We start from the raw sequence: 23,520 nt of genomic DNA, 5'->3' as shown, positions 1-23,520 counted from the left end.
GCGCGAGGGCGCCCCTTGTAAGGCTTCAGGTACGCTGAGAAAGATGGCTGTCTATCTTGTTCATAATGGCGTCGGCGCGCTTGACTGCATCGCTGATATTGACGCGCACGATAGTTTTCCCGGCAAAACGCTCTTCGAATTTGATACCGATATCTTTGGTCAGGATGACCATATCGGCGGTGGCGATCTCTTCGGCGGTCAGTTCGTTTTCAATGCCGATTGAGCCCTGGGTTTCGACTTTAACCTGCCAGCCTTTGGCTTTGGCGGCGCTTTCCAGCGACTCGGCGGCCATGTAGGTGTGAGCCACGCCCGACGGGCAGGCGGTGACAGCGATAATGTGGGTCATAATCTGTTCCTTCCAGTCTGTTAGTTAATTTCGAAATCAAGATCTAATTCGTCGTCGGCTTTAGCGTCAGACGATTTCTTTTTAGCCAGCGCTTTCAGCACAATGACGCAGGCGGCGCTGACGCAGGCACCGACCAACAGCGCGGCGATAAAGCCGAGTTTGCCCTGAACCACCGGCAGCACGATGAGCCCGCCCCAGCCGGCGTAACACTGGGCCCCCAACAGCGCCGCGGTGACGCAGCCGCTGGCAGCGCCAATCATATTGGCCGGAATAACGCGCAGCGGGTCGGCAGCGGCAAAGGGAATCGCCCCTTCAGTGACCCCGACGCAGCCCATCACCAGCGCCGCTTTGCCGGTTTCCCGCTCTTCGGCGGTGAAATATTTACGGCCGATCAGCGTCGCCAACCCCATCCCCAGCGGCGGCACGGCGATGCCGACGGCGGCGATAGCCACCACGCTGTAGATCCCCTGCGAGACGCAGATCAACATGAAGGCGTAGGCCACTTTGTTCACCGGGCCGCCCATATCAAAGGCCAGCATCAGGCCCATAATGATGGCCAGCACCACGATGCTGCCTTCACGCATACCCTGCAGCCAGCCGGTCAGGTTAGCGGTTAGCGCGCCCACCGGTTCGCCGAGCCCCCACATCATGATCCCGGCGGTAATAAAGGTGCCGATGATGGGAATAATGAAAATCGGCATCACCGAGCGCAGCACCTTGTGGACCGGTATTTTTTTCAGGTAGTAGACCACCAGGCCGCCGATCATGCCGGCGATCAGCGCGCCGAAGAAGCCGGCGCCGAAGCTGTTGCCCACCCAGGCGCCGATGGCGCAGGGCGCCAGCGCGGCGCGGTCGGCGATGGAGTACCCGATGTAGGCGGCGAGAAAAGGGACCATCAGCGTCAGCCCGGCGACGCCGATGTCAAACAGCTTCTTCAGGTTGGGATCGGTGGCGGCATCGGGAACTGCGCCTTTGCCATACAACATGACGGACACCGCCAGCAGGATCCCACCGGAGACCACAAAGGGGATCATGTGTGACACGCCGGTCATCAGATGCTGGCGGGTATTTTTTAGTATTTGCACCAGTTCGTTCATTGTTTGCTCCTGAGCGCTGTAGGGCCCGTGACAGTATTGATGGCTCAACATTAGAAAAAGGGCGCCGCATAAAACAGTAGAGAAAAAGTGCATTTACTGGACATTTGTAATGTTAGAAAGGAATTGCGATCCACCTCAAATCTTAATGATGGCAGGAAGGATGAGCGCTAAATGGATGGAATTGTGATGGCGGGCATAAAAAAGTATCGTGTGTACAATAGTCCAGTAATTGCCAGTTTTATCACCTAGTCCCCGGCCCCTTCATTCATTACCTTTTGGGTAAATAATGGATTGCTCAGGAGGAAGGCGATGGCTCTGGTCATTGAGTTTACATGTGATTTGCCAAACGGCGTGCATGCGCGTCCGGCCAGTCTGGTCGAAACGCTGTGTAACCGTTTTTCATCGGCGATTGAGTGGCGCAATCTGCGCCGCGAGACCAGCGGAAATGCCAAGAGCGCGCTGGCGATCATCGGCAGCAATACCCTGAAGGGCGACGCCTGCCAGCTGGTCATTCATGGCGAAGATGAAGCCGATGCGTTCGCCGCCTTAAGCGCCTTTATCGAAAATGAATTCCCGCAGTGCGACGCGCCGCTGCCCGCTGCGCATGCGCTGGAGATCCAGCCGGTGCCTGCGTCGCTCTCGCGGCTGAACCCGACGCTGTTTCATGCCCGCCCGGTGTGCGCCGGCAGCGCGGGGGGCAGGCTAATACACCTGAAATCCCGCGATCTGCATGAGCTGGGGGAACTGCCGGGCGCCGTCGCTCCTGAACAGGAGCAGGCGGCGCTGGATAATGGCCTGCGCCTGCTGGTAAAAGATATTGAGCTGCGGCTGCTGGACAACGACGGCACCGCCAGCGCAATCCTCGATGCCCACCGTTCGCTGGCGACGGATGCCTCGCTGCGCCAGCACCTGCTCGACGGCATTCTTACCGGCCTCAGCTGCGCGCAGGCGATTGTCGCCACCAGCGACCACTTCTGCGCACGGTTCCGCGACTCCGGCAACACTTATCTACAGGAGCGGGTGCTCGATGTGCGCGATGTCTGCTTCCAGCTGTTGCAACATATCTATGGCGAAGCCCGCTTTCCGCCCCCGGGCCAGCTGCGGGAGGCCACCATTTGCCTTGCCGACGAGCTGACCCCCAGCCAGTTTCTCGAACTGGATAAAGCGCATCTCAAAGGGCTGCTGCTGCGCGGCGGCGGCACCACGTCGCACACCGTGATCCTCGCCCGCTCGTTCAATATTCCGACCCTGGTGGGGGTTGACCTCGACGCACTGTTGCCGTGGGAGGGTACCCAGGTGCAGATCGACGGCACCGCCGGACTGCTGGTGGTGGATCCGAGTCCGGCGGTGGCGCGCTACTATCAGCAGGAGGCGTGGGTTCAGGCGCAGATCCAGCAACAGCAGCAGGTATGGCTGGATAAGCCAGGGCAGACGGAAGACGGTATCCGCGTCGAGATCGCGGCGAACATCGCCCATTCGGTAGAGGCGGTGGCGGCATTCAACAATGGTGCGCAGTCGGTTGGCCTGTTCCGCACAGAGATGCTGTATATGGACCGGCCCGGCGCGCCATCGGAAGATGAGCTTTACAACATCTTCTGTCAGGCACTGGAGCCTGCCGCCGGGCGCAGCATTATTGTGCGGACTATGGATATCGGCGGTGATAAGCCGGTGGCCTATCTCAACATTCCTGCGGAAAATAACCCCTTCCTCGGCTACCGCGCGGTGCGCATTTATGAAGAGTACCAGGCGCTGTTTCATACTCAGCTGCGGGCGATTCTACGCGCCTCGGCGCACGGCGCGCTGAAGATCATGATCCCGATGATTTCCTCCATGGAAGAGATCCTGTGGGTGAAAGAGCGGCTGGCGGAGGCCAAACAGTCGCTGCGCGTTGAACAGATCCCGTTTGATGAAAAAATCCCGCTGGGCATCATGCTGGAGGTGCCGTCGGTGATGTTCATCATCGATCAGTGCTGCGAAGAGGTGGACTTCTTTAGCATCGGCAGCAATGACTTAACGCAGTATCTTCTGGCGGTCGACCGCGATAACGCGAAAGTGACGCGCCATTACAACAGTCTCAACCCGGCCTTCCTGCGTGCGCTGGACTATGCCGTGCAGGCGGCGCACCGGCAGGGGAAATGGATCGGCTTGTGCGGCGAGCTGGGGGCCAAAGGTTCGGTGCTGCCGCTGCTGGTCGGCCTCGGCCTGGATGAACTGAGTATGAGCGCGCCGGCGATCCCGGCGACCAAAGCGCGTCTGGCGCAGCTGGACAGCCGCGCCTGCCGTCAGCTGCTGAATCAGGCGATGCAGTGCCGTACCTCGCTGGAAGTGGAGCATCTGCTGGCCCAGTTCCGTATGCGCCAGCAGGAGGTGCCGCTGGTGAGCGCCGAGTGCATTACGCTCAACAGCGACTGGCGTAGTAAGGAAGAAGTGCTGAAGGGGATGACGGATAACCTGCTGCTGGCCGGTCGCTGCCGCTACCCACGCAAGCTGGAGGCTGACCTGTGGGCCCGTGAGGCGGTGTTCTCCACCGGGCTTGGCTTTAGCTTCGCCATACCGCACAGTAAATCCGAGCATATTGAGCAGTCGACCATCAGCGTCGCCCGGCTGGCGCAGCCGGTGATGTGGGGCGATGAAGAGGCGCAGTTTGTGATTATGCTGACGCTGAATAAGCACTCGGCGGGCGATCAGCATATGCGCATCTTCTCGCGGCTGGCGCGGCGCATTATGCACGCGGAGTTCCGTCAATCTCTGGTATCCGCAGAGAGCCGCGAAGATATCGCGCAACTGCTGCGCCGCGAGCTGGAGCTATGATCAGTTTTCCGGCCAGCGGCGCTGGCCGGAGAGCGAGCTATAAATCCAGCACTAACCGGCCGCCTTTGGCGCGCGAGCAGCAGATCAGCATACTCTGTTGGCTGGCTTTTTCTTCCTCGCTGTAATACTGATCGCGGTGGTCCGCTTCCCCTTCCAGAATCATCGTTTCGCAGGTGCCGCAGACCCCTTCGCGGCACAGACATTCCACCTTCGCCGCTTTGTTATTCTCAATAACCTGCAAAATGGTCATGTCCTGCGGTACGGTAAACTCGCGGCCGGAACGCGCCAGCACCAGGGTAAACGCCTCTCCGCCTTTATCCTCAACGATAAACTGCTCAAAGTGCAGCTGACTGGCGGGCACCTGATGGCGTTCGGCGGCGGCTTTCACCGCCTCGTTAAGCGCCGCCGGGCCGCAGGTATACACGTGGGTTCCGGGCTCGAGGTCGGCGAACAGGCGCGGCAGGTCGAGACGGCTGCCGAGCGCTGATACATGAATATTGACCCGATCGCGCCACGGCGCGGCGCTGAGCGCATCGACGAAAGCATTATTGTCGGCGTCGTGGAAACAGTAGTGCAGCTGCCAGTCGGCCTGCTGTTGTTCCAGTTCCGGAATATGCGACAAGAATGGCGTAATGCCGATACCGCCGGCGATCAGCAGATGTTTTCGCGCCTGTGGTTCGATGGCGAACAGGTTGTTGGGCGTGGACACCGTCAGGGTATCGCCCGGGCGCACCTGCTGGTGCATAAAGCGCGAGCCGCCTTTGGAAGGCGACTCAAGACGCACCGCAATCTGCCAGCTGGTGGTATCCAGCGGCGAGCTCATCAGCGAATAAGCATTGCTGTAGCGCTGCTCGCCATCCTGCATCTGGACGATAATATGGCTACCGCCGCTGAATCCCGGCAGCGGGGCGCCGGTCGGCGACACCAGCGTAAAACGCTTCACCTGGGCGGTGATCTGTTCAACATCGCGAACGATCGTCTCAAACATTTGATAATCAGACATCGCTGAACTCCATCAAAAATCCCGGCGTGGCCAGAGCCGCCGCCGGGAGAATACATTTATAACCCCTGGCAGAGATACTTCATCTCCAGGTAATCTTCGATTCCGTGTTCCGAGCCTTCGCGGCCAAGACCCGACTGTTTCACCCCGCCAAATGGCGCGACTTCGTTGGAAATCAGTCCGGTATTGATGCCGACCATGCCGTATTCCAGCTGCTCGGAGACGCGCCAGATACGGGCGGCATCGTTGCTGTAAAAATAGGAGGCGAGACCGTAGATGGTGTTATTCGCCTGCTCGATGACCTGCTGCTCATCGTCAAATTTCACCAGCGCCGCCACCGGGCCGAAAATCTCTTCCTGCAGCAGCAGTGACCCCGGTTGTACGTCGCCGATCACCGTAGGGGTGAAAAAATTACCGCCCAGTGGGTGCGCTTTACCGCCGGTTAACAGCGTGGCGCCGCGGCTCAGGGCGTCGTCGAGCAGGGACTGGACTTTGCGCCCGGCGTCGGCGTTGATCAGCGGGCCAATCTGGACATCGGACTCGCTGCCATCGCCCACTTTCAGGGCGGCGACGCGGGCGACGAATTTATCGCAGAATTGGTCGTAGACGGCGCGATGAATATAGAAGCGATTGACGCAGACGCAGGTTTGCCCGGCGTTGCGGAACTTGGCGATCAGCGCTCCCTCGACCGCTTTATCGATATCGGCGTCATCAAAGACGATAAACGGCGCGTTACCCCCGAGCTCTAAAGAGAGCTTTTTGATGGATTCCGCGCACTGGCGCATCAGCACGCGGCCAACTTCGGTCGAGCCGGTAAAGGAGAGCTTACGCACCCGTTCATCGCCAGTGAGAACCGCGCCAATCTCACGCGACTGTCCGGTGACAACGTTAATAACGCCCTGCGGGATCCCGGCCTGATTCGCCAGTTCCGCCATCGCCAGCGCGGTAAACGGTGTTTCGTTGGCGGGCTTTATCACCATCGTACAACCCGCGGCCAGCGCCGGGCCGGCCTTACGGGTGATCATCGCCGCCGGGAAGTTCCACGGGGTGATCGCCGCGCAGACCCCCACTCCCTGGCGGATCACCATCAGGCGTTTATCGGCGCTGGGGGAGGGGATTATCTCGCCGTTGGCACGTTTCCCTTGTTCGGCAAACCACTCGATAAATGAGGCGGCATAGGCGATTTCGCCTTCCGCTTCCGCCAGCGGCTTGCCCTGCTCGGCGGTCATTATCTGCGCCAGCGCGGTCTTGTTTTCGAGGATCAGGCGGTGCCAGTTCTTCAATAACGCGGCGCGCTGGGCGGCGGTAAGCGCGCGCCATGCCGGCAGCGCGGCAGCGGCGGCATCCACCGCCTGCTGCGCTTCCGCCCGACCCATATTGGGGATCTGGCCGAGCGTCGCGCCGGTGGAAGGGTTGCTGACGGCAAGCGTCGTGCCGTCGGCGGCGTCGCGCCAGCTTCCGGCAATCAGCGCCTGCTGGCGAAACAGATCTGAGTGAAACACGGACATAGCCAACTCCTTCAACGATTACGGCTGGAACACCTGGGCCACCAGATTGTGGAAATGCGCGATACCGTGCTCGGAGATACCGCTGCCGCTGTTATCCGCCATAATGCGCCCCTGGCCGCGATAGCCGCGGGACTTCAGCCCCTTCTGCACGCTTTCCACCAGGCGTAAATCTTCCGGGCGGAACACGTCGCGATACCACTCAATCAGCGCTTTCTGATCGTCAGTCAGCTCTTCGTTGGTGAAATAGATGTCGTAATTCTGCAGAGTGGTCTCTTCATCCACCGGGAATTCATAGATCACGGTCATCATGCCCTTGATCGGCGTCACGTTGAACATGGTGCACGGCCACAGCCAGAAACCGTGGAACGCGGCGTCGGTACCTTCTTCGAATTTAAACGACTGCTCGGACGGCTTGGCGAAGCCATACTGCAGCGTCCATTTGCCGTGCATGGTGTGCCAGTAACGGTCAACCTGTACGGAATCCGAGAAGCCCGGGTGCGCCGGGCCGCAGTGGTAACATTCCAGATAGTTATCGACGATATTTTTCCAGTTCGCCGGGGTGAGAGTGGTAAAGCGCGCCGCCAGTTTCAGATCATGCACGTCCGGGCAGGCTTCCAACACTTTGTCCTGCAGGCCCGGCAGCTGCGTTTCCACGCTCTCTGCTTGCGGATTCATATTGATAAACACAAAGCCGGCATACTCTTCCAGGCGAACCGGCACCAGCTGCGCCTTTTCGCTATCGAAATTCGCCACGTTTTCGCAGTTGCGGGCGTGGGCGAGATTGCCGTCAAGCTTGAAGGCCCAGGCGTGATAGGGGCAGGTAATCACGTTTTTGGCTTTACCTTCACCGCTCAGCAGCTGGTGGCCGCGGTGCGGGCAGACGTTATAGAAAGCGCGCAGAATGTTGTCGCGGCCGCGGACGATAACGATATTTTCGCCAATGATCTCCCGGGTGATGTAGTCGTTCGGCCGGGCGACCTCGCTGCCGTGGGCGACGCAAATCCAGCTATTGGCGAAGATGCGCTCTTTCTCGTGTTCAAACGCCTGGCTGTCGGTATAAAAACGGGCCGGAATGGTCCAGGCATCCTGCGGATTGGCGCAAAAGTTAATCGGCAGAGTAAAGTCAGGGCTCAAATTGCTCATGTAAGGTCACCTTGTGATTATTGTCAGTAAGAAGTTTTACAGCGACTGGCCGTCGCCTTTGAGTACCGTGCCAACCGGTAGCGTCTCGGCTTTAATCATTGGCTCGGGCGTATGGGTTTCTATCTGATTGACCGGCACGTGGGCGTAGTCCTGTTTTAGCCAGCGCACGAAGCCGCCGGTTTTAATCAGTAAAATGGCCAGGAATGGTAGGGCGGTCAGCACCACGGTGGTTTTCATGGTCTCAAGCGAAGCGCCGGTAAACAGAATCGATAGCGGGATGAGGGTGATTACCACGCACCAGAACAGGCGCATGCCGCGATCCGGATCGTCGCCTTCGCGCAGGTTGCGGGTGCTGGTCGCCGCCATGGTGTAGGCCACCGCATCCATGTGCGAGGCGAGAAAAACAATCATCACGAACAGATAGGCGGCGAGGAACAGCTTACCTGCCGGCAGCGACATCAGGACCTGCTGGACGGCGGTTTCGCCGCCAAGAGTCTGCATCACCTGCGGTACGTTAATCACGCCGTTAACGAACTGGTGCATGGCGTAGCTTTCCATCACCCCAAAGAAGAACCAGCAGCCGGCGGTGCTACCAAGGAGCAGTCCCCATATCACCTCTTTGATTTTGCGCCCGCGGGAGACGCGGGTGACGAACATCGCCACGCCCGGGGTATAGGAGATCCACCACAGCCAGTAGAAGACGGTCCAGTTGCGGGTAAAGGCGCCGTCGCCGAGGGGATCGGTAAACAGGCTCATCTGCAGGAAGTTCTGAGTCGTCAGGCCGACGGCGTTAATGATGTTATTGGTGATGAATTCGGTTGGGCCAACCAGTAATACCACCAACGGCAGCAGAAATGCCCCCCAGCCGACCATTTTGCTCAGGCGCTGCAGGCCGTTGTTGATGCCAATCCACGAACTCATGCAGAAAATACCGCCGGAGAGCAGGATCACAAACGCCTGCACGGTGAAGTTATCCGGCAGCCCGGCCAGCGCTGACAGGCCGCGGGTGAAGGTGGCGGCAGTGACCACCAGCGAAATGGTTAACGCGCCGACGGTAGCGATCAGGAACATCAGATCGACCAGACGGCCCCAGAAGCCCTGCGGACTCACTCCGGTGATCGCTGAAATGATCCCGGAGAGGCTGAGGCCTTTATTTTTCCGCACGTGGAAGTGATAGGCCATGATCAGCGAGGCGAGAGTGTAGGTCGCCCAGGCGCTAACCCCCCAGTGGAAGAAAGAATAAGGGATGCTGTATTCCAGCGCTTTCGGCGATTGCGGGGCAATGTTCAGGCCCGGGGTCTGGTAGTAATAAGCCCATTCGGCGACGCCCCAGTACAGCGTGGAGGAGCCGAGCCCGGCGCAGATAAACATAAACAGCCATGAGAGGGTACTGTATTCGACTTTACCTTCGCCGAGACGGATATTGCCGTATTTGCTGGTCGCCAGATAGAGCACCAGTCCCAGCGCCAGCAGCACCAGTACCTGTACCGTGGAACCCAGCAGGCGGGTCACGCCGTTAAAAATCGAATCAGCCGCCTGCGCGGTTTGCTGCGGGAAGAGACTTAATGTAGCGGCGATGAAAACAATGGCCGCCAGGCTGATGGCAATCAGCGGCACATCTTTTTTCTTTACGTTGCTCAACATGGGTGATCTCCTGGGCATGATTGCCCGTCGGTGGCTTTAGCCTGTCGTTGTTATCACGCTGTAGGGTCATGGTTCGTAGCAAAAGCTATTAACAATCGGATTATTTCTTCGTTACATGAATTAAACAATTGGCCGTTTCGTGAAGCAATAAAACACGGAACGGAAATAATAAAAGGTGAATTGGCGCAGGTTCTGTCTTTTCAGGAATTAATAAAGTTTGACGCTGTGATGCGGTCCACTTGTCAATCGTGGGGGATTCTGCATAGCGAAAAGAGAGGGAAGTTGGCGCAGGTCTTCCCGGGTAGCGGCTGCGCCTTACCCGGGCTACGGTCCGTGCGGCCTGCCTTTAATTTATTCACCATTGTTGCTGAAACTGCCGGTGTTGGTGGCCTCAACATCGCTGAGACGTTCCCGGCAGGTCGGGGCAGCCCGCAGGGATGCGGGCTGAGGGCCGTGTTTTTACATTATCGTGCCTTTTGTAGCCCCGGTAAGCGCCGCGCGACCGGGGAGCGGCTTGGGTAATTACGCCAAAATGGCTTTGCAGATAGCGTCGCTGACCTGTTGCGTTGACGCGCTGCCTTTCATATCCGGGGTTTTCGGCCCGCTGGCAATCACCTGCTCAATCGCCGCCAGAATGCCGTTGTGCGCGGCGTGATAGCGCTCATCGCCGTTGCCGAGAAAATCGAGCATCATCGCCCCGGCCCATATGGTGGCGATCGGGTTGGCGATATTTTTACCATAGATATCCGGCGCCGACCCGTGAACCGGTTCGAACAGCGACGGGAAGGTGCGCTCCGGGTTGAGATTCGCCGATGGCGCAATACCGATGGTGCCGGTACAGGCCGGGCCGAGATCGGAGAGAATATCACCGAACAGATTGGAGCCGACGACCACGTCAAAACGCTCCGGCTGCAGCACGAAGCGGGCGCACAGGATATCGATATGCTGCTTGTCCCAGCGAATATCCGGATAGTTTTTGGCCATCTCTTCCACCCGCTCATCCCAGTAGGGCATGCTGATCGCCAGACCGTTGGATTTGGTTGCGGAGGTCAGCGTTTTGCGTGGGCGGCTTTGCGCCAGTTCGAAGGCGTAGCGCAGGATCCGGTCCACGCCGCGGCGGGTAAAGACCGACTCCTGAATCACCACTTCATGCTCGGTGCCTTCATTGGCGCGCCCGCCGAGGGCGGAATATTCGCCTTCGGTATTTTCGCGCACCACGTAAAAATCGATATCGCCGGCCTTTTTGCCCGCCAGCGGGCAGGGGACGCCGGGGAACAGACGCACCGGACGCAGGTTGACGTATTGGTCAAACTCACGGCGGAACTTCAGCAGCGACCCCCACAGCGAAATGTGGTCGGGAACGGTATCCGGCCAGCCGACGGCGCCGAAGTAGATGGCATCGAAGCCCTGCAGCTGCTCGCGCCAGTCGTCCGGCATCATCTTGCCGTGATGGGCATAATATTCGCAGCTTGCCCACTCCATCTGCTCGAAGCTCAATGACAGATCCCAACGCTGTGCGGCGGCTTGCAGCACGCGAATCCCTTCAGGCAGAACTTCTTTGCCAATTCCGTCACCCGGGATGGCGGCAATACGATAGTTTTTTTTCATTCCGGTTCTCACTTTTTAGCGATGATGTTTGACCACCTGCCTATCCTATAATTGACTGGTTCATAATTAATCACGCTAACTGGTGAAACATAAAACACAGATCATGAATAATCTGCCGCTGCTAAATGATTTACGCGTCTTTATGCTGGTCGCTCGCCGGGCCGGGTTCGCCGCCGCCGCCGAAGAGCTTGGCGTATCACCGGCGTTCGTCAGCAAGCGGGTTTCGCTGCTGGAGCAAACCCTGAATGTGGTGTTGTTGCACCGGACCACCCGCCGGGTCACCATTACCGAGGAGGGGGAGCGGATCTACGAATGGGCGCAGCGCATTTTGCAGGATGTCGATGAGATGATGGACGAGCTTTCCGACGTGCGCCAGGTGCCGCAGGGAACGCTGCGTATTATCAGTAGCTTCGGCTTTGGCCGCCGGGTGGTGGCCCCGGCGCTGTCGGCGCTGGCCCTTCAGTACCCGCAGCTGGAACTGCGTTTCGATGTCCAGGACCGGCTGGTGGATTTAGTCAATGAAGGGGTGGATCTCGATATTCGTGTGGGCGATGATATCGCGCCGAATCTGATTGCCCGCCAGCTGGCGGCCAACCACCGCGTGCTCTGCGCCTCGCCGCAATTCCTTGCCCGCCATCCACCGCCGAAACAGCTGAGCGATCTGGCCGCCTTACCCTGCCTGGTGATTAAAGAACGCGATCATCCGTTTGGCATCTGGCAGTTGCACAGCAAAGAGGGGCAGCATGCGATCAAGGTGACCGGGCCGCTGTCGTCCAACCATGGTGAAATTGTGCATCAGTGGTGTCTGGACGGGCAAGGAATTGCGTTACGTTCATGGTGGGACGTCCGGGAGAATATCGCCAGCGGCCATCTGGTGCATGTGCTGCCGGAATTCTTTCAGCCTGCCAACGTCTGGGCAGTCTATGTCTCCCGGCTGGCGACGTCGGCTAAAATTCGCACCACTGTGGAGTTTCTGCGCCACTACTTTCAGCAGCACTATCCGCAGCATGAGCCGACGGCCAGCGCCGTCGGCAGAGGCGATTAAACCCCCAGGCGGTCGCGCAGACTGTAGTAGGCGGCGCCCATGGCGGTGAAGGGAATGCGCAGGCTGCGGCCGCCCGGGAACGGGTAGTGCGGCAGTTTGGCAAAGGCGTCGAAACGCTCAGCGTCACCGCGCAGCAGTTCCGAAATCAACCGTCCGGCGAGGTGGGTACAGGTGACCCCATGCCCGCTGTAGCCCTGCATGTAGTAGATGTTGGTATCGAGGCGACCAAACTGCGGCATCCTTGAGAGGGTCAACAGGAAGTTGCCGGTCCAGCGGTAGTCGATTTTCACCCCTTTCAGCTGCGGGAAGGTTTTCAGCAGCTTCGGCATAATCAGCCGTTCCACATCGTCCGGGTCGCGGGCGCCGTAGACCACGCCGCCGCCATACAGCAGGCGGTTGTCGCCGGTGAGGCGGTAGTAATCCAACAGATAGTTACAGTCTTCCACACAGTAGTTTTTCGGGATCAGCGAGCGAGCGACCTCCTCCGACAGCGGAGCGGTGGTGACCACCTGGGTGCCGCAAGGCATGCTGCGCTTCGCCAGCTCCGGCTCCAGTTTGTCGCCGAGATAGGCGTTGCCGGCGACGATCACATAGCGGGCAGTGACCTGGCCGCGGGCGGTGCTGACCACTGCCGGAGTGGAGTGCTGAATGCGGGTGACCGGCGACTGCTCATAGACCCGGCCGCCGTTCAGGCGAATGGCGTCCGCTTCGCCGATGGCGAGGTTGAGCGGATGAATATGGCCGCCGCTGTGGTCGAGCAGGGCGCCGACGTAGCGGTCGCTGTCCACTTCGCGACGAATCGCCTCTCTGTCCAGCAGCTCCAGCTGCGTGTTGCCGTAGCGCTCCCAGTTGGCTTTCTGTTCTTCCAGCGTCTCCAGCTGTTTGTGATTCATCGCCACGAACAGGCCGCCCGGGCGATAATCGCACTGGATCTGGTAGCGCTGGATACGTTCGCGAATAATATCGCCGCCTTCGAACATCATGCTGCCGAGCATTTTAGCGGCATCCGGGCCGTAGTTTTTTTCAATCACGTCGATATCGCGGCTGTAGGAGTTAACCAGCTGACCGCCATTGCGGCCGCTGGCGCCGAAGCCGATGCGCGCCCCTTCCAGCACCACCACGTCGTAGCCCATTTCGGCCAGATGCAGGGCAGACGAGAGTCCGGTGTAGCCGCCGCCGACGACGCAGACGTCGCAGCTTATCGATTCGTCCAGCGTCGGAAAGGGTTCATATTTGTTGGCGCTGGCGGCGTAATAGCTGGTGGTATGTTCGGTCATGATTAAGACTCCAGGGCAATCCAGATGGTTTTCAGTTCGGTGAATTTTTCCAGCGCGTGCAGCGACTTATCGCGTCCGTTGCCGCTCTGTTTGTAACCGCCGAAGGGGACGGTCATATCACCATCGTTATAGTTGTTGACGAAGACCGAACCGGCCTTCAGGCGGCGGCTCATGCGGTGGGCGCGTGAGAGATCGCGGGTCCATACCGCAGCGCCGAGGCCGTAGTCGCTGTCGTTGGCAAGCCGCAGCGCCTCGTCTTCGCTTTTGAAGCGAGTCACCACCAGCACCGGGCCGAAGATCTCTTCCCGGCTGAGGGTGGAGGCCGGGTCGACGTCAACAAAAATGGTCGGGCCGACGGCGGCAGGCCACGGATTTTTCCGCCCGTCGAGGAACAGCGTGCTTTTGCTTTCGCCGCCGCGAATAAAACTGTGCACGCTGTCGGCATGGGTGTTGTCAATCAGCATGCCCATGGTGGTGTTTGGGTCGAGCGGGTTGCCCGGCTGCCAGTGTTGCGCTTCGGTTTTCAGTCGTGCCAGGAACTCGTCGGCGATGCTCTCCTCCAGCAGCAGGCGAGTGCCGGCGATGCACACCTGCCCCTGGTTGTAGAAGATGCCGCCGGCGGTGGCGCTGACCGCTTTTTGCAGATCAGGGCAGTCGGCGAAGACGATGTTGGCGCTCTTGCCGCCCGCTTCCAGCCACACGCGTTTCATATTGCTGTCGCCGGCGTCTTTCAGCAGCTGCTTGCCGGTGCGGGTGGAGCCGGTAAAGGTAAGGACCTCCACGTCTGGATGCAGGGCCAGCGCCTGTCCGGCTTCGTGACCAAAGCCGCTGACCACGTTCAGCACGCCGTCCGGCAGGCCCGCCTCTTTCGCCAGCCCGGCGAGGCGCAGCGCGGTGAGCGGCGATTTTTCCGAGGGCTTAAGGATCACGCTGTTGCCCGCCGCCAGCGCCGGGCCGAGCTTCCAGCAGGCCAGCAGCAGCGGGAAGTTCCACGGCACCACCGCGGCGATGACGCCAATCGGTTCGCGGACGATCATCGCCAGCTCGTTGCTGCCGGTAGGAGCCACTTCGCCATAGACTTTATCCAGCGCTTCGGCATACCAGCGGATGGCGCGGGCGGCGCCGGGAATATCGTCGCGCAGGCTGTGGCGAATCGGCTTACCGGTATCCAGCGTTTCCAGCAGCGCCAGCTCTTCGCAGTGGGCCTCTATCAGGTCGGCAAAGCGTGTGAGAACCGCTTTACGCTGCGTGGGAGCGGCCTGTGACCAGTCGCCGTTATCAAAGACCCGACGCGCGGCCTTCACCGCCAGCTCAACGTCGGCTTTTTTGCCGCGAGCGACATGGGCTAACGTGTGCTGCGCGGCAGGGTCAATGGTTTCAAAGGTGGTATTATCGACCGCGGCGCAATATTCGCCGTTAATAAATAATCGTGTTTCAATGGCCAGGCTTTTCGCTTTTTCCTGCCAGTAAGCCAGGTGCTGAAAATTCATCATGACTCCTTAAAAACATTATCGGCAAATTAATCATTTCGGCGTTTTCAGGCTGCACGGGGGCGCTGCGCCAGGCGCAGGGCATAGTGTATCCCCGGAGTTGAATACCGTTTTATCACCCTAAATTTCGACAGGTTGTCTGCATGCCGAATAATTCAGGGGTGAGTCGCCATTCACGGCGTTAATTATTTCAGGGCCAGCAGGAAATAAGATTCCCTTCCGGCACCAACGTTATGACTGCGAGTTTTTCGCGGCGACGAAAATAAAATTTCCGCCGCCGCAGGTCTGAAGAAAGCCTGAACCTCGTTCAGGCTAAATATTCAGAATGTGGTGGGGGTGTGGGCACTGATGATGCGGCAGATGCCTGCCGAGGTGTTGCTGAAGCTGTGCGGGATGCCGGTATTAATGGCATAGCTCTGTCCAGCCACCAGGTGGTACGACTGACCGTTAATCGTCAGCACAATCTCACCCTCCAGTATGGTGCCTATCTCCTCACCCTGATGCTTGATCCTCTCCCCGGTCGTGGTTCCAGGCTGGTAAGTTTCAAAAATCATCGCCAGCGTACGGTTCGGATTTCCGTTATGAACCAGCTTCATGGAAACGCCCTGACTGCCCATTTCGATAAGGTCATCCTGATTAATGACCACCTGGGGTTCGTCCGGCTTTTCGGGTTCAGAAAAGAATTCCGAGAGCGACAGCCCATAGACTTTCAGCAGCTTTTGCAGCGTACTGATGGCAGGACTGACTTTGTCCTGCTCTATGGTGCTGATGGCACTATGTGTTAACCCAGACAGTTCGGCGGCACGACGCTGCGAAAGACCCAGCTGTTGGCGGATCTCTGACAGACGTTTCCCTGGCGCCAGTCCGTCATCGCTCATATTTGCATTTCCTTAACGGTAGTGGTCAGCGCCGCCGCTTTTCAGCATGATGGCCCTGACAGGCGGTGATAAAACCATCAAACAACATACGCGACAGGGCGTATTCGCTACTGTTCCATTCAGGATGCCACTGTACGCCCAGCGCGAAAGGGTGATCGTTCACGCTGACCGCTTCCACCAGTCCATCCGGCGCTCGCGCCTCCACGCGCAGCTGCGGACTGAGGGTTTTTGCCCCTTGCCCATGTAGCGAGTTTACCCAAAACGTGTTGCAGCCCGGTATCAATTGCGACAGCAATCCTCCTTCCTGAACCTCAACCTGATGGGACGGCGCATACTGCTGCTCGACGGGCAGTTCAGGATCTTCGCGATGCTCCAGCAGCTCGGACTGCTCGAACAGACGACGATACAGAGTCCCACCGGTGGCGACAACCAGTTCCTGCAGTCCACGACAGATGGCGAAAATGGGGATGCGCCTTTCGAGTGCGGCGTTAATCAGCGCCATGCTCAGAAGATCACGCCCGGGGTCGGCGTCAGGCTCATCGCCGTTTTCACCATAAAGGTGCGGCTGCACGTTACTGGGGCTGCCTGGCAGGTATATCCCGTCCAGTTTATCGACTAACGCGTTCAGCAGATCCGGCTCTGCCAGCGCATGTGGCAGGGCGATCGGCAGTCCGCCGGCGTTAACAATTGCATTCAGGTACTTTTCTTGCAAGGTCTGGGTCTGGTGACCCTTAAGCCTGTTTCTACACATCACGACGCCAATAACTGGCTTGTACATTATATTTTCCATGATCGCCCTCACAAAGTGGACTAAATTATGACCGCTATAGCGGGTTTAACGGCCATATCGTTCAATATTTTCTCAATCTAGCAGTGGAAATAGCCCTTTGCAAACTTAATTTAACATTTGACAAACAATTTATTTGCATACACAGTCGATGGGGTGGACATTATATTTAACGGTCTGAGTGCAGGACCGAAACCAAACCAACGGCGGTGAATCATGGAAACCAATATCGTAGAAGTTGAGAATTTTGTTCAGCAAACGGAAGAGAGACGGGTCAGCGCGTTCGCGAAAGAAGTGAAGCGCTACCTCGAAACCTACCCTGATACCCAATATGTCGATGTCCTCCTCACTGACCTGAACGGCTGCTTCCGCGGCAAGCGCATCCCGGTTGCCGGCCTGAGCAAGCTGGAGAAAGGCTGTTATTTCCCGGCCTCGGTGTTTGCGATGGATATTCTCGGCAACGTCGTGGAAGAGGCCGGTCTGGGCCAGGAGATGGGCGAGCCGGATCGCAGCTGCATTCCGGTGCCCGGCACCTTAACGCCTTCAGCGGCCGATCCGCAGTCGATAGCCCAGGTACAGTTGACCATGGTTGATGAAGATGGCGCTCCCTTTGACGTTGAGCCGCGGAACGTACTCAACCGCCTCTGGCAGCAGTTGCGCCAGCGCGGGCTGTTCCCCGTGGTAGCGGTAGAGCTGGAGTTCTATTTACTGGACCGCAAACGCGATGCCGAAGGCTACCTGCAGCCGCCGTGCGCGCCGGGCACCGACGATCGCAACACCCAAAGCCAGGTCTACTCGGTCGATAACCTGAACCACTTTGCCGACGTGCTCAACGACATCGACGAGCTGGCGAAACTGCAGCTGATCCCCGCCGACGGCGCGGTGGCCGAAGCCTCGCCGGGCCAGTTTGAAATCAACCTCCACCATACCGATAACGTGCTGGACGCCTGCGATGATGCGCTGGCGTTAAAACGTCTCGTGCGTTTAATGGCGGAGAAGCATAAGATGCACGCCACTTTTATGGCTAAGCCTTATGAAGAGCATGCGGGCAGCGGAATGCATATCCACATCAGCATGCTGAACAATAAAGGGGAAAACGTGCTGGTGGACGGCGACGGGGAAGACTCCGCGCTGCTTAAACGCGCGCTGGCCGGGATGATCGATCTGATGCCGGCCTCGATGGCGCTGCTGGCGCCGAACGTGAACTCGTATCGCCGCTTCCAGCCGGGGATGTATGTCCCGACGCAGGCTTCCTGGGGGCATAACAACCGTACCGTGGCGCTGCGGATCCCGTGCGGCGAGCGGCAGAACCACCGCGTGGAGTATCGCGTGGCGGGGGCGGACGCCAACCCGTATCTGGTGATGGCGGCGATTTTCGCCGGCATTCTGCACGGGCTGGATAACCCTCAGCTGCCTTTGCAGGAAGAGGTGGAAGGTAACGGCCTGGAACAAGAGGGTCTGCCGTTCCCGATCCGCCAGAGCGATGCGCTGTGGGAGTTTATGCAGAACGATCACCTGCGTGAGCGTCTCGGCGAGCGTTTCTGCCACGTTTTCCATGCCTGCAAGCATGATGAATTACTGCAGTTTGAGCGTCTTATCACAGAAACTGAAATTGAGTGGATGTTGAAAAACGCCTGATGGTCGCCCCGCAAGGGGCGCATGAGTTGAGTCATGAGTAGCATCATACGGCCTGAGCGGAGCCTGGTCGTCCTTTTTGCTGGGAGCCCAGCCATTTCCCGGATGTCGCGTTAAGGAGCGCAGGCGGCAACGGGGCTTCAGTTAACGACACAGTGTGTGACGAGGAAATGAGATGATGCAGATGTTCAAATATCCGCAGGGAGAGGGAGGCCGCTCAGGCCGCATTGGATGCCAGCCAGCAACCGCTCACCGGTCCGTCTTACCCTTTTATTTATGCCTTATCCCCTTGCTAAGCAGGTTTGTCACGCGAACGTTGTGTCCGCAAACTGTTATCCGCAAGGGGGGAATGGGCGATGGCTATTAATCTTCCTGCGCATAACGCCGCTCAGGCGGGCAGACCGCGTCTGCGTAAATCCCTCAAACTCTGGCAAGTGGTGATGATGGGGCTGGCCTATCTGACGCCGATGACGGTGTTTGATACCTTCGGCATCGTCTCCGGTATCAGCAACGGCCACGTCCCGGCGTCGTATTTGCTGGCGCTGGCTGGCGTGCTGTTCACCGCCATCAGCTACGGCAAACTGGTGCGCCAGTTCCCGGAAGCCGGCTCCGCCTACACCTACGCGCAAAAATCCATCAGTCCGCACGTCGGCTTTATGGTCGGCTGGTCCTCGCTGCTGGATTATCTGTTCCTGCCGATGATCAACGTCCTGTTGGCGAAGATCTATCTCTCGGCGCTGTTCCCTGAGGTGCCGCCATGGGTGTGGGTGGTGACCTTTGTCGCCATTCTGACCGCCGCAAACCTGAAAAGCGTTAACCTGGTGGCCAACTTCAACACCCTGTTCGTGCTGGTGCAGATCTCGATTATGGTGGTATTCGTCATTCTGGTGGTTCAGGGGCTGCACAAAGGCGAGGGGGTAGGGACCGTCTGGTCGCTGCAGCCGTTTATCAGTCAGAATGCGCATCTGATCCCGATTATTACCGGGGCGACCATCGTCTGCTTCTCGTTTCTTGGCTTCGACGCCGTGACCACGCTGTCGGAAGAGACGCCTGACGCCGCGCGGGTGATCCCGAAGGCTATTTTTCTCACCGCGATGTACGGCGGCATTATTTTCATCGTCGCGTCGTTCTTTATGCAGCTGTTTTTCCCGGATATTCATCGCTTTAAAGACCCGGACGCCGCGCTGCCGGAGATTGCGCTGTACGTGGGCGGCAAGCTGTTCCAGTCAATATTCCTCTGCACCACCTTTGTTAACACCCTGGCGTCCGGCCTGGCGTCCCATGCCAGCGTCTCCCGTCTGCTGTACGTGATGGGTCGCGATAACGTCTTCCCGGAGCGCATTTTCGGCTATGTGCATCCGAAATGGCGCACCCCGGCGTTGAACGTGATTATGGTGGGTATTGTCGCGCTGTCGGCGCTGTTCTTCGACCTGGTGACTGCCACCGCGTTGATTAACTTCGGCGCGCTGGTGGCCTTCACCTTCGTTAACCTGTCGGTGTTCAACCACTTCTGGCGGCGCAAGGGATACAACAAAACCTGGAAGGATCGACTGCACTATCTGCTGCTGCCGATGGTCGGGGCGTTGACGGTAGGGGTGCTGTGGATCAACCTCGAGGCCACTTCCCTGACGCTCGGCCTGGTGTGGGCGGCGCTTGGTCTTCTGTATCTGGCTTATCTGACCCGACGCTTCCGTAAACCGCCGCCGCAGTTCGATGCCGCCAAGGCGGAGCAGGCCTGGGAGTCCTAGAACCTGACGCTGAAACCGAACGAAGGCAGGCCCGCAGGCCTGCCTTTGTTTTTGGTTCGGTAAGGGACAGTACAGGATGGTAAAGCAATCAGCAGAAAACGGCGGAGAACGGAAGGTATTATTTCTTCTTTTTATGGACAGGTAACTGACTGGCGCGCCGCTCTTTGAGGTACGACACCAGGCTGTAGATGGCGACGCCCAGCAGCGCCACCGCGACGATAAAGAGAATAAGACCCGACATAGACCAACCTAATATTCTGTTTAGAAAGGGAAAAAGATACAGGGCTCTGTGTGAAGATAACATCGGGATATGTCTGAAAGATGACGCCTCATCGCGAGAATATCTGCTGTCGGGGTTGTGATAAAATATTTCCCGCAGGAATGTGACAGCCTGGCTTTCAGCTGAAATGGCGTAACACTCCGTTAAGTGATTTTACAGAAGTGCGGCCAGCAACGGGTTACGCTGACCGCGAATAAGAATGATCTGAGAGTAAGACATGTATAAGACAACCCTCAGCCTGCTGGGCGTGGCGCTGGCGCTGACGGCCTTCGCCAGTCAGGCTGAAAATGAACGTCAGGCGAGCCGCGAGCGGATCGTGGAGCAGGTCCTGAAACCCTGTGAAGGCAAAAAAGCGGGCGATAAGGTAGTGATCACCGATCGCCGCGGCGGGGAGCACGAGGCGATCTGTACCCTGGCGGCGGTTCCGCTGCCGGAATAATGCCCGCCGCCGGGGCGAGTTAGCGATACCGCGGCGCCGGTTGCCCGGTTCGCGCGCTGGTAAACAGCGCCAGTCGCGTCTGCTCGAAAGCCTCCCACAGTCCCAGATCATGCACTGGCGGTAAGGTGACCTTTTCCCCCATTTCGAGTCCCCTGAGAGCGGCGTCAACCAGATCCTCGGTGGTCATTACCGTACCGGTGGGCAGGGCGTCGAGCGCCACGCCGGAGGTCGGCCACAGATCGGTGGCGGTCGCCGCCGGCAATACTGCCTGAATACGCACGCCGCTGTCGGCGAACTCATCCTGCAGGCCACGGGTAAAGCTCAACACCCAGGCTTTGCTGGCGCTGTAGACCGCGCTGCCCGGCAGCGTATGCAGCGCAAGAATAGAGGCAATATTGATCAGCGTTCCGCGGCCCCGGGGAGCGAAAGCGGCCAGTGCGGCATAGCTCAGGCGCAGAAGCGCGGTGGTGTTGAGCGTATGAATCGCCTGGTGCTCGCGCGACGTGCTGGCGAGAAAGCCCGCCATTTTTGCCGTTCCGGCGTTGTTGATGAACAGGTCAACGGCGGGATCCTGCTGCAGACGTTGCTCTACGGCTTCAATGCCTTGCTCCTCGCTCAGGTCGGCCTTGAGGATGCTGGCCCGGATGGCGTAGCGCGCCTGCAGTTGCCCGGCGAGCGCCTGCAGCCGATCTTCACGACGGGCGGCGAGGATCAGATCGTAGCCGCGGGAGGCGAGTCGTTCGGCATAGATCGCGCCGATACCTGAGGAAGCGCCGGTGATAAAAGCAGTGTGCGATGACTGGGACATGAGTATTGCCTCTTAAAAGGTTGCATGATTAAACCAAATTCAGCATGAGATACTTGGTTTAATAATGCAACCATTTTGCCGGACTTTTTTTATTTTTGCCTACCGCGGGCCGCGTTTAGTCGTTCAGCGGAACGGCGATGGTGATATCCGTCGGGGCCAGCTCACGGCCATCCGCCGCCTGCAGGACCAGCTTACGCAGGGGCTGGCGCTGCTGGCGGTCAATGAGCCGCGTCGCCGGTTCGTCCGGGTCGAACAGATAGTCGTCCGCCCACTGGGAGAGGGCGACCAGCACGGTCTGCAGGGCGCGGCCCTTATCCGTCAGGACATACTCCTGCCAGGCGCTGCCGTCGGAGGCCGGCTGCAAATGCAGGATGCCTTCATCCACCAGCATTTTCAGGCGTCCGGCGAGCATATTTTTGGCAATGCCGAGGTTTTTCTGGAATTCGCTAAAACGGCGTACCCCGCGGAGGGCATCACGGACGATAAGCAGCGACCACCAGTCGCCGATAACGTCGAGGGAGCGGGCGACAGGACAGCAGCTGTTTTCCAGACGGGTACGTTTCACGAAAGCCTCCAGGTTAGTTGTTTCATTATAAAACTATTTGGTCGGCAGAGGAAATTTTCGGCTCCGGTCTAAGTTTGCGAGCGAATGCCAGGAAAAATGGCCTAAATCCGTCACAATTAACCCGATGATAATAAATGACTAAGGATGAAGGGATGAAAATATGTCTACTCGCCGCCGCCGTAGCCGGCGCGGTCATGTTATCCGCTGGCGCCCAGGCGCAGGACACGGCCGCCCCAGAGGGGTATCAGCTGCAGCAGGTGCTGATCATGAGTCGTCACAACCTTCGCGCGCCGCTGGCCAATAACGGCAGCGTGCTGGAGCAGTCCACCGCCAAAGCCTGGCCGCAGTGGGATGTGCCGGGCGGCCAGCTGACCACCAAGGGAGGCGTGCTGGAGGTGTATATGGGCCACTATATGCGCGAATGGCTGGCGCAACAGAAGCTGGTGACCAGCGGGGAGTGCCCGCCGGAAAACGCCGTTTACGCCTACGCTAACAGCCTGCAGCGCACCGTCGCCACTGCGCAGTTCTTTATCACCGGCGCGTTCCCGGGCTGCGGCATTGCGGTGCATCATCAGCCGCAGATGGGCACCATGGACCCGACCTTCAACCCGGTTATCACCGACGACTCCCCGGCGTTTCGCGAGAAAGCGCTGCAGGCGATGGAAAAAGAGCGCCAGGGGATGCAGTTGACCGAGAGCTACAAGCTGCTGGAGACGATGATCGATTACCGCAACTCGCCCTCCTGCAAAGAGAAGCAGGTCTGTTCCCTGAGCGAGGGTAAAGATACCTTTAGCGCCGGTTATCAGCAGGAGCCGGGAGTGTCCGGATCGTTGAAGGTGGGCAACTCGCTGGTAGACGCCTTCACCCTGCAATACTATGAAGGCTTCCCGAAAGATCAGGTGGCGTGGGGGGAAATCACCAGCGATAAGCAGTGGCAGGTGCTGTCGAAGCTGAAAAACGGCTACCAGGATAGTCTGTTCACCTCGACGGCAGTGGCGCAAAACGTGGCCAAACCGCTGGTTAAATATATCGATAACGCGCTGGTGGGCGAGGGAGCCAGCAAGGCGAAAGTCACCCTGCTGGTGGGACACGACTCGAATATCGCCTCGCTGCTGACGGCGCTGGACTTTAAGCCCTATCAACTTCCTGGCCAGTACGAGCGCACGCCTATCGGCGGCAAACTGCTGTTTCAGCGCTGGCACGACAGCGGCAGCAACCGCGATCTGATGAAGATTGAGTATGTCTATCAGAGCACTGAGCAGCTGCGTAATGCCGACCCATTGACGTTACAGACCCCGCCGCAGCGGGTCACGCTGGCGCTTAACGGCTGCCCGGTCGATGACCAGGGATTCTGCCCGATGGAGACCTTTAAAAAGGTGATCAACGAGGCGGCGAAATAATGAAAAAACCC

Annotated in this window: 20 protein-coding genes; 6 read left to right on the top strand and 14 right to left on the bottom strand. The window is 58.6% G+C overall.

The window, feature by feature from the left end; translation table 11 throughout:
- Positions 1 to 25: 25 nt before the first annotated feature.
- Both GT756_RS03405 and GT756_RS03400 read right to left on the bottom strand, forming a co-directional pair.
- On the bottom strand, positions 26 to 346 hold the full coding sequence (locus tag GT756_RS03405; protein WP_064189309.1) for a PTS fructose-like transporter subunit IIB: 321 nt from the start codon (positions 344 to 346) through the stop codon (positions 26 to 28).
- 20 nt (positions 347 to 366) lie between these two features.
- The gene (locus GT756_RS03400; RefSeq protein WP_004201464.1) at positions 367 to 1,443 is read right to left on the bottom strand and encodes a PTS fructose transporter subunit EIIC; all 1,077 of its coding nucleotides are present in this window, start codon (positions 1,441 to 1,443) and stop codon (positions 367 to 369) included.
- A 309-nt stretch (positions 1,444 to 1,752) separates the two neighbouring features.
- Here GT756_RS03400 and ptsP point away from each other — a divergent pair, with 309 nt between their 5' ends.
- Complete coding sequence (ptsP, locus tag GT756_RS03395) at positions 1,753 to 4,254, top strand: phosphoenolpyruvate--protein phosphotransferase (RefSeq protein WP_064189308.1); 2,502 nt, start codon at positions 1,753 to 1,755, stop codon at positions 4,252 to 4,254.
- Positions 4,255 to 4,291: 37 nt separating this feature from the next.
- Here the strand turns inward: ptsP and GT756_RS03390 are convergent, their stop codons facing one another.
- The 5 genes from GT756_RS03390 to GT756_RS03370 form a co-directional block, all read right to left on the bottom strand.
- Entirely contained in the window at positions 4,292 to 5,257 is a 966-nt protein-coding gene (locus tag GT756_RS03390; protein ID WP_017899478.1) for a PDR/VanB family oxidoreductase, read from the bottom strand.
- 56 nt (positions 5,258 to 5,313) lie between these two features.
- Positions 5,314 to 6,762 (bottom strand): NAD-dependent succinate-semialdehyde dehydrogenase, encoded by a 1,449-nt coding sequence (locus GT756_RS03385; protein WP_064189307.1) that lies wholly within the window; start codon positions 6,760 to 6,762, stop codon positions 5,314 to 5,316.
- 18 nt (positions 6,763 to 6,780) lie between these two features.
- Positions 6,781 to 7,905 (bottom strand): carnitine monooxygenase, oxygenase subunit YeaW, encoded by a 1,125-nt coding sequence (yeaW, locus tag GT756_RS03380; protein ID WP_004201468.1) that lies wholly within the window; start codon positions 7,903 to 7,905, stop codon positions 6,781 to 6,783.
- Positions 7,906 to 7,941: 36 nt separating this feature from the next.
- Positions 7,942 to 9,549, bottom strand: coding sequence for a BCCT family transporter (locus GT756_RS03375; RefSeq protein WP_160124555.1), 1,608 nt, complete (start codon positions 9,547 to 9,549; stop codon positions 7,942 to 7,944).
- Between the two features lie 522 nt (positions 9,550 to 10,071).
- Entirely contained in the window at positions 10,072 to 11,157 is a 1,086-nt protein-coding gene (locus tag GT756_RS03370) for a tartrate dehydrogenase (protein WP_017899481.1), read from the bottom strand.
- 82 nt (positions 11,158 to 11,239) lie between these two features.
- On the opposite strand from GT756_RS03370, the gene GT756_RS03365 reads away from it, so the two are divergent.
- Positions 11,240 to 12,202, top strand: coding sequence for a LysR substrate-binding domain-containing protein (locus GT756_RS03365; RefSeq protein ID WP_008805923.1), 963 nt, complete (start codon positions 11,240 to 11,242; stop codon positions 12,200 to 12,202).
- Here GT756_RS03365 and GT756_RS03360 read toward each other — a convergent pair.
- The 4 genes from GT756_RS03360 to puuD form a co-directional block, all read right to left on the bottom strand.
- Positions 12,199 to 13,479 (bottom strand): FAD-binding oxidoreductase, encoded by a 1,281-nt coding sequence (locus GT756_RS03360; protein ID WP_004201473.1) that lies wholly within the window; start codon positions 13,477 to 13,479, stop codon positions 12,199 to 12,201. The two genes, GT756_RS03365 and GT756_RS03360, sit on opposite strands and share 4 nt — an antisense overlap.
- A 2-nt stretch (positions 13,480 to 13,481) precedes the next feature.
- Positions 13,482 to 14,969 (bottom strand): aldehyde dehydrogenase PuuC, encoded by a 1,488-nt coding sequence (puuC, locus tag GT756_RS03355; protein ID WP_017899483.1) that lies wholly within the window; start codon positions 14,967 to 14,969, stop codon positions 13,482 to 13,484.
- A gap of 320 nt (positions 14,970 to 15,289) precedes the next feature.
- Positions 15,290 to 15,847, bottom strand: a complete 558-nt coding sequence (gene puuR / locus GT756_RS03350) for an HTH-type transcriptional regulator PuuR (protein WP_002898590.1) — start codon at positions 15,845 to 15,847, stop codon at positions 15,290 to 15,292.
- A gap of 25 nt (positions 15,848 to 15,872) precedes the next feature.
- Positions 15,873 to 16,625 carry a gamma-glutamyl-gamma-aminobutyrate hydrolase gene (gene puuD, locus GT756_RS03345; protein ID WP_164727412.1) on the bottom strand — a complete coding sequence of 251 codons (753 nt, stop codon included), beginning with the start codon at positions 16,623 to 16,625 and terminating at the stop codon, positions 15,873 to 15,875.
- A 225-nt stretch (positions 16,626 to 16,850) separates the two neighbouring features.
- Here puuD and GT756_RS03340 point away from each other — a divergent pair, with 225 nt between their 5' ends.
- Together GT756_RS03340 and GT756_RS03335 are read left to right on the top strand one after the other, a co-directional pair.
- Complete coding sequence (locus GT756_RS03340; RefSeq protein WP_002898595.1) at positions 16,851 to 18,272, top strand: glutamine synthetase family protein; 1,422 nt, start codon at positions 16,851 to 16,853, stop codon at positions 18,270 to 18,272.
- 353 nt (positions 18,273 to 18,625) lie between these two features.
- Positions 18,626 to 20,017: an APC family permease gene (locus tag GT756_RS03335; protein ID WP_023289089.1), complete on the top strand. Its 1,392-nt coding sequence runs from the start codon at positions 18,626 to 18,628 to the stop codon at positions 20,015 to 20,017.
- Positions 20,018 to 20,135: 118 nt separating this feature from the next.
- Here GT756_RS03335 and GT756_RS03330 read toward each other — a convergent pair whose 3' ends face one another.
- The gene (locus GT756_RS03330) at positions 20,136 to 20,258 is read right to left on the bottom strand and encodes a small membrane protein (protein WP_002898600.1); all 123 of its coding nucleotides are present in this window, start codon (positions 20,256 to 20,258) and stop codon (positions 20,136 to 20,138) included.
- Between the two features lie 256 nt (positions 20,259 to 20,514).
- Between GT756_RS03330 and GT756_RS03325 the strand changes: the two genes are divergently transcribed.
- Positions 20,515 to 20,736 (top strand): hypothetical protein, encoded by a 222-nt coding sequence (locus GT756_RS03325; protein ID WP_004201478.1) that lies wholly within the window; start codon positions 20,515 to 20,517, stop codon positions 20,734 to 20,736.
- Between the two features lie 19 nt (positions 20,737 to 20,755).
- Here the strand turns inward: GT756_RS03325 and GT756_RS03320 are convergent, their stop codons facing one another.
- Both GT756_RS03320 and GT756_RS03315 read right to left on the bottom strand, forming a co-directional pair.
- Complete coding sequence (locus GT756_RS03320) at positions 20,756 to 21,544, bottom strand: SDR family oxidoreductase (protein ID WP_023317886.1); 789 nt, start codon at positions 21,542 to 21,544, stop codon at positions 20,756 to 20,758.
- A gap of 115 nt (positions 21,545 to 21,659) precedes the next feature.
- A complete protein-coding gene (locus GT756_RS03315; RefSeq protein WP_023317887.1) occupies positions 21,660 to 22,109 on the bottom strand; it encodes a helix-turn-helix domain-containing protein in 450 nt (149 codons plus the stop codon).
- Between the two features lie 152 nt (positions 22,110 to 22,261).
- Here GT756_RS03315 and agp point away from each other — a divergent pair, with 152 nt between their 5' ends.
- A complete protein-coding gene (agp, locus tag GT756_RS03310; protein ID WP_160124554.1) occupies positions 22,262 to 23,509 on the top strand; it encodes a bifunctional glucose-1-phosphatase/inositol phosphatase in 1,248 nt (415 codons plus the stop codon).
- Positions 23,510 to 23,520: the final 11 nt, after the last annotated feature.

The sequence above is a fragment of the Klebsiella sp. Q2 genome, from assembly GCF_009900705.1.
GTDB classification, from domain to species: Bacteria; Pseudomonadota; Gammaproteobacteria; order Enterobacterales; family Enterobacteriaceae; genus Klebsiella; species Klebsiella quasipneumoniae.
Note: the sequence above shows the minus strand (reverse complement) of the source record. Positions and strands in the feature narration are given on the sequence as shown.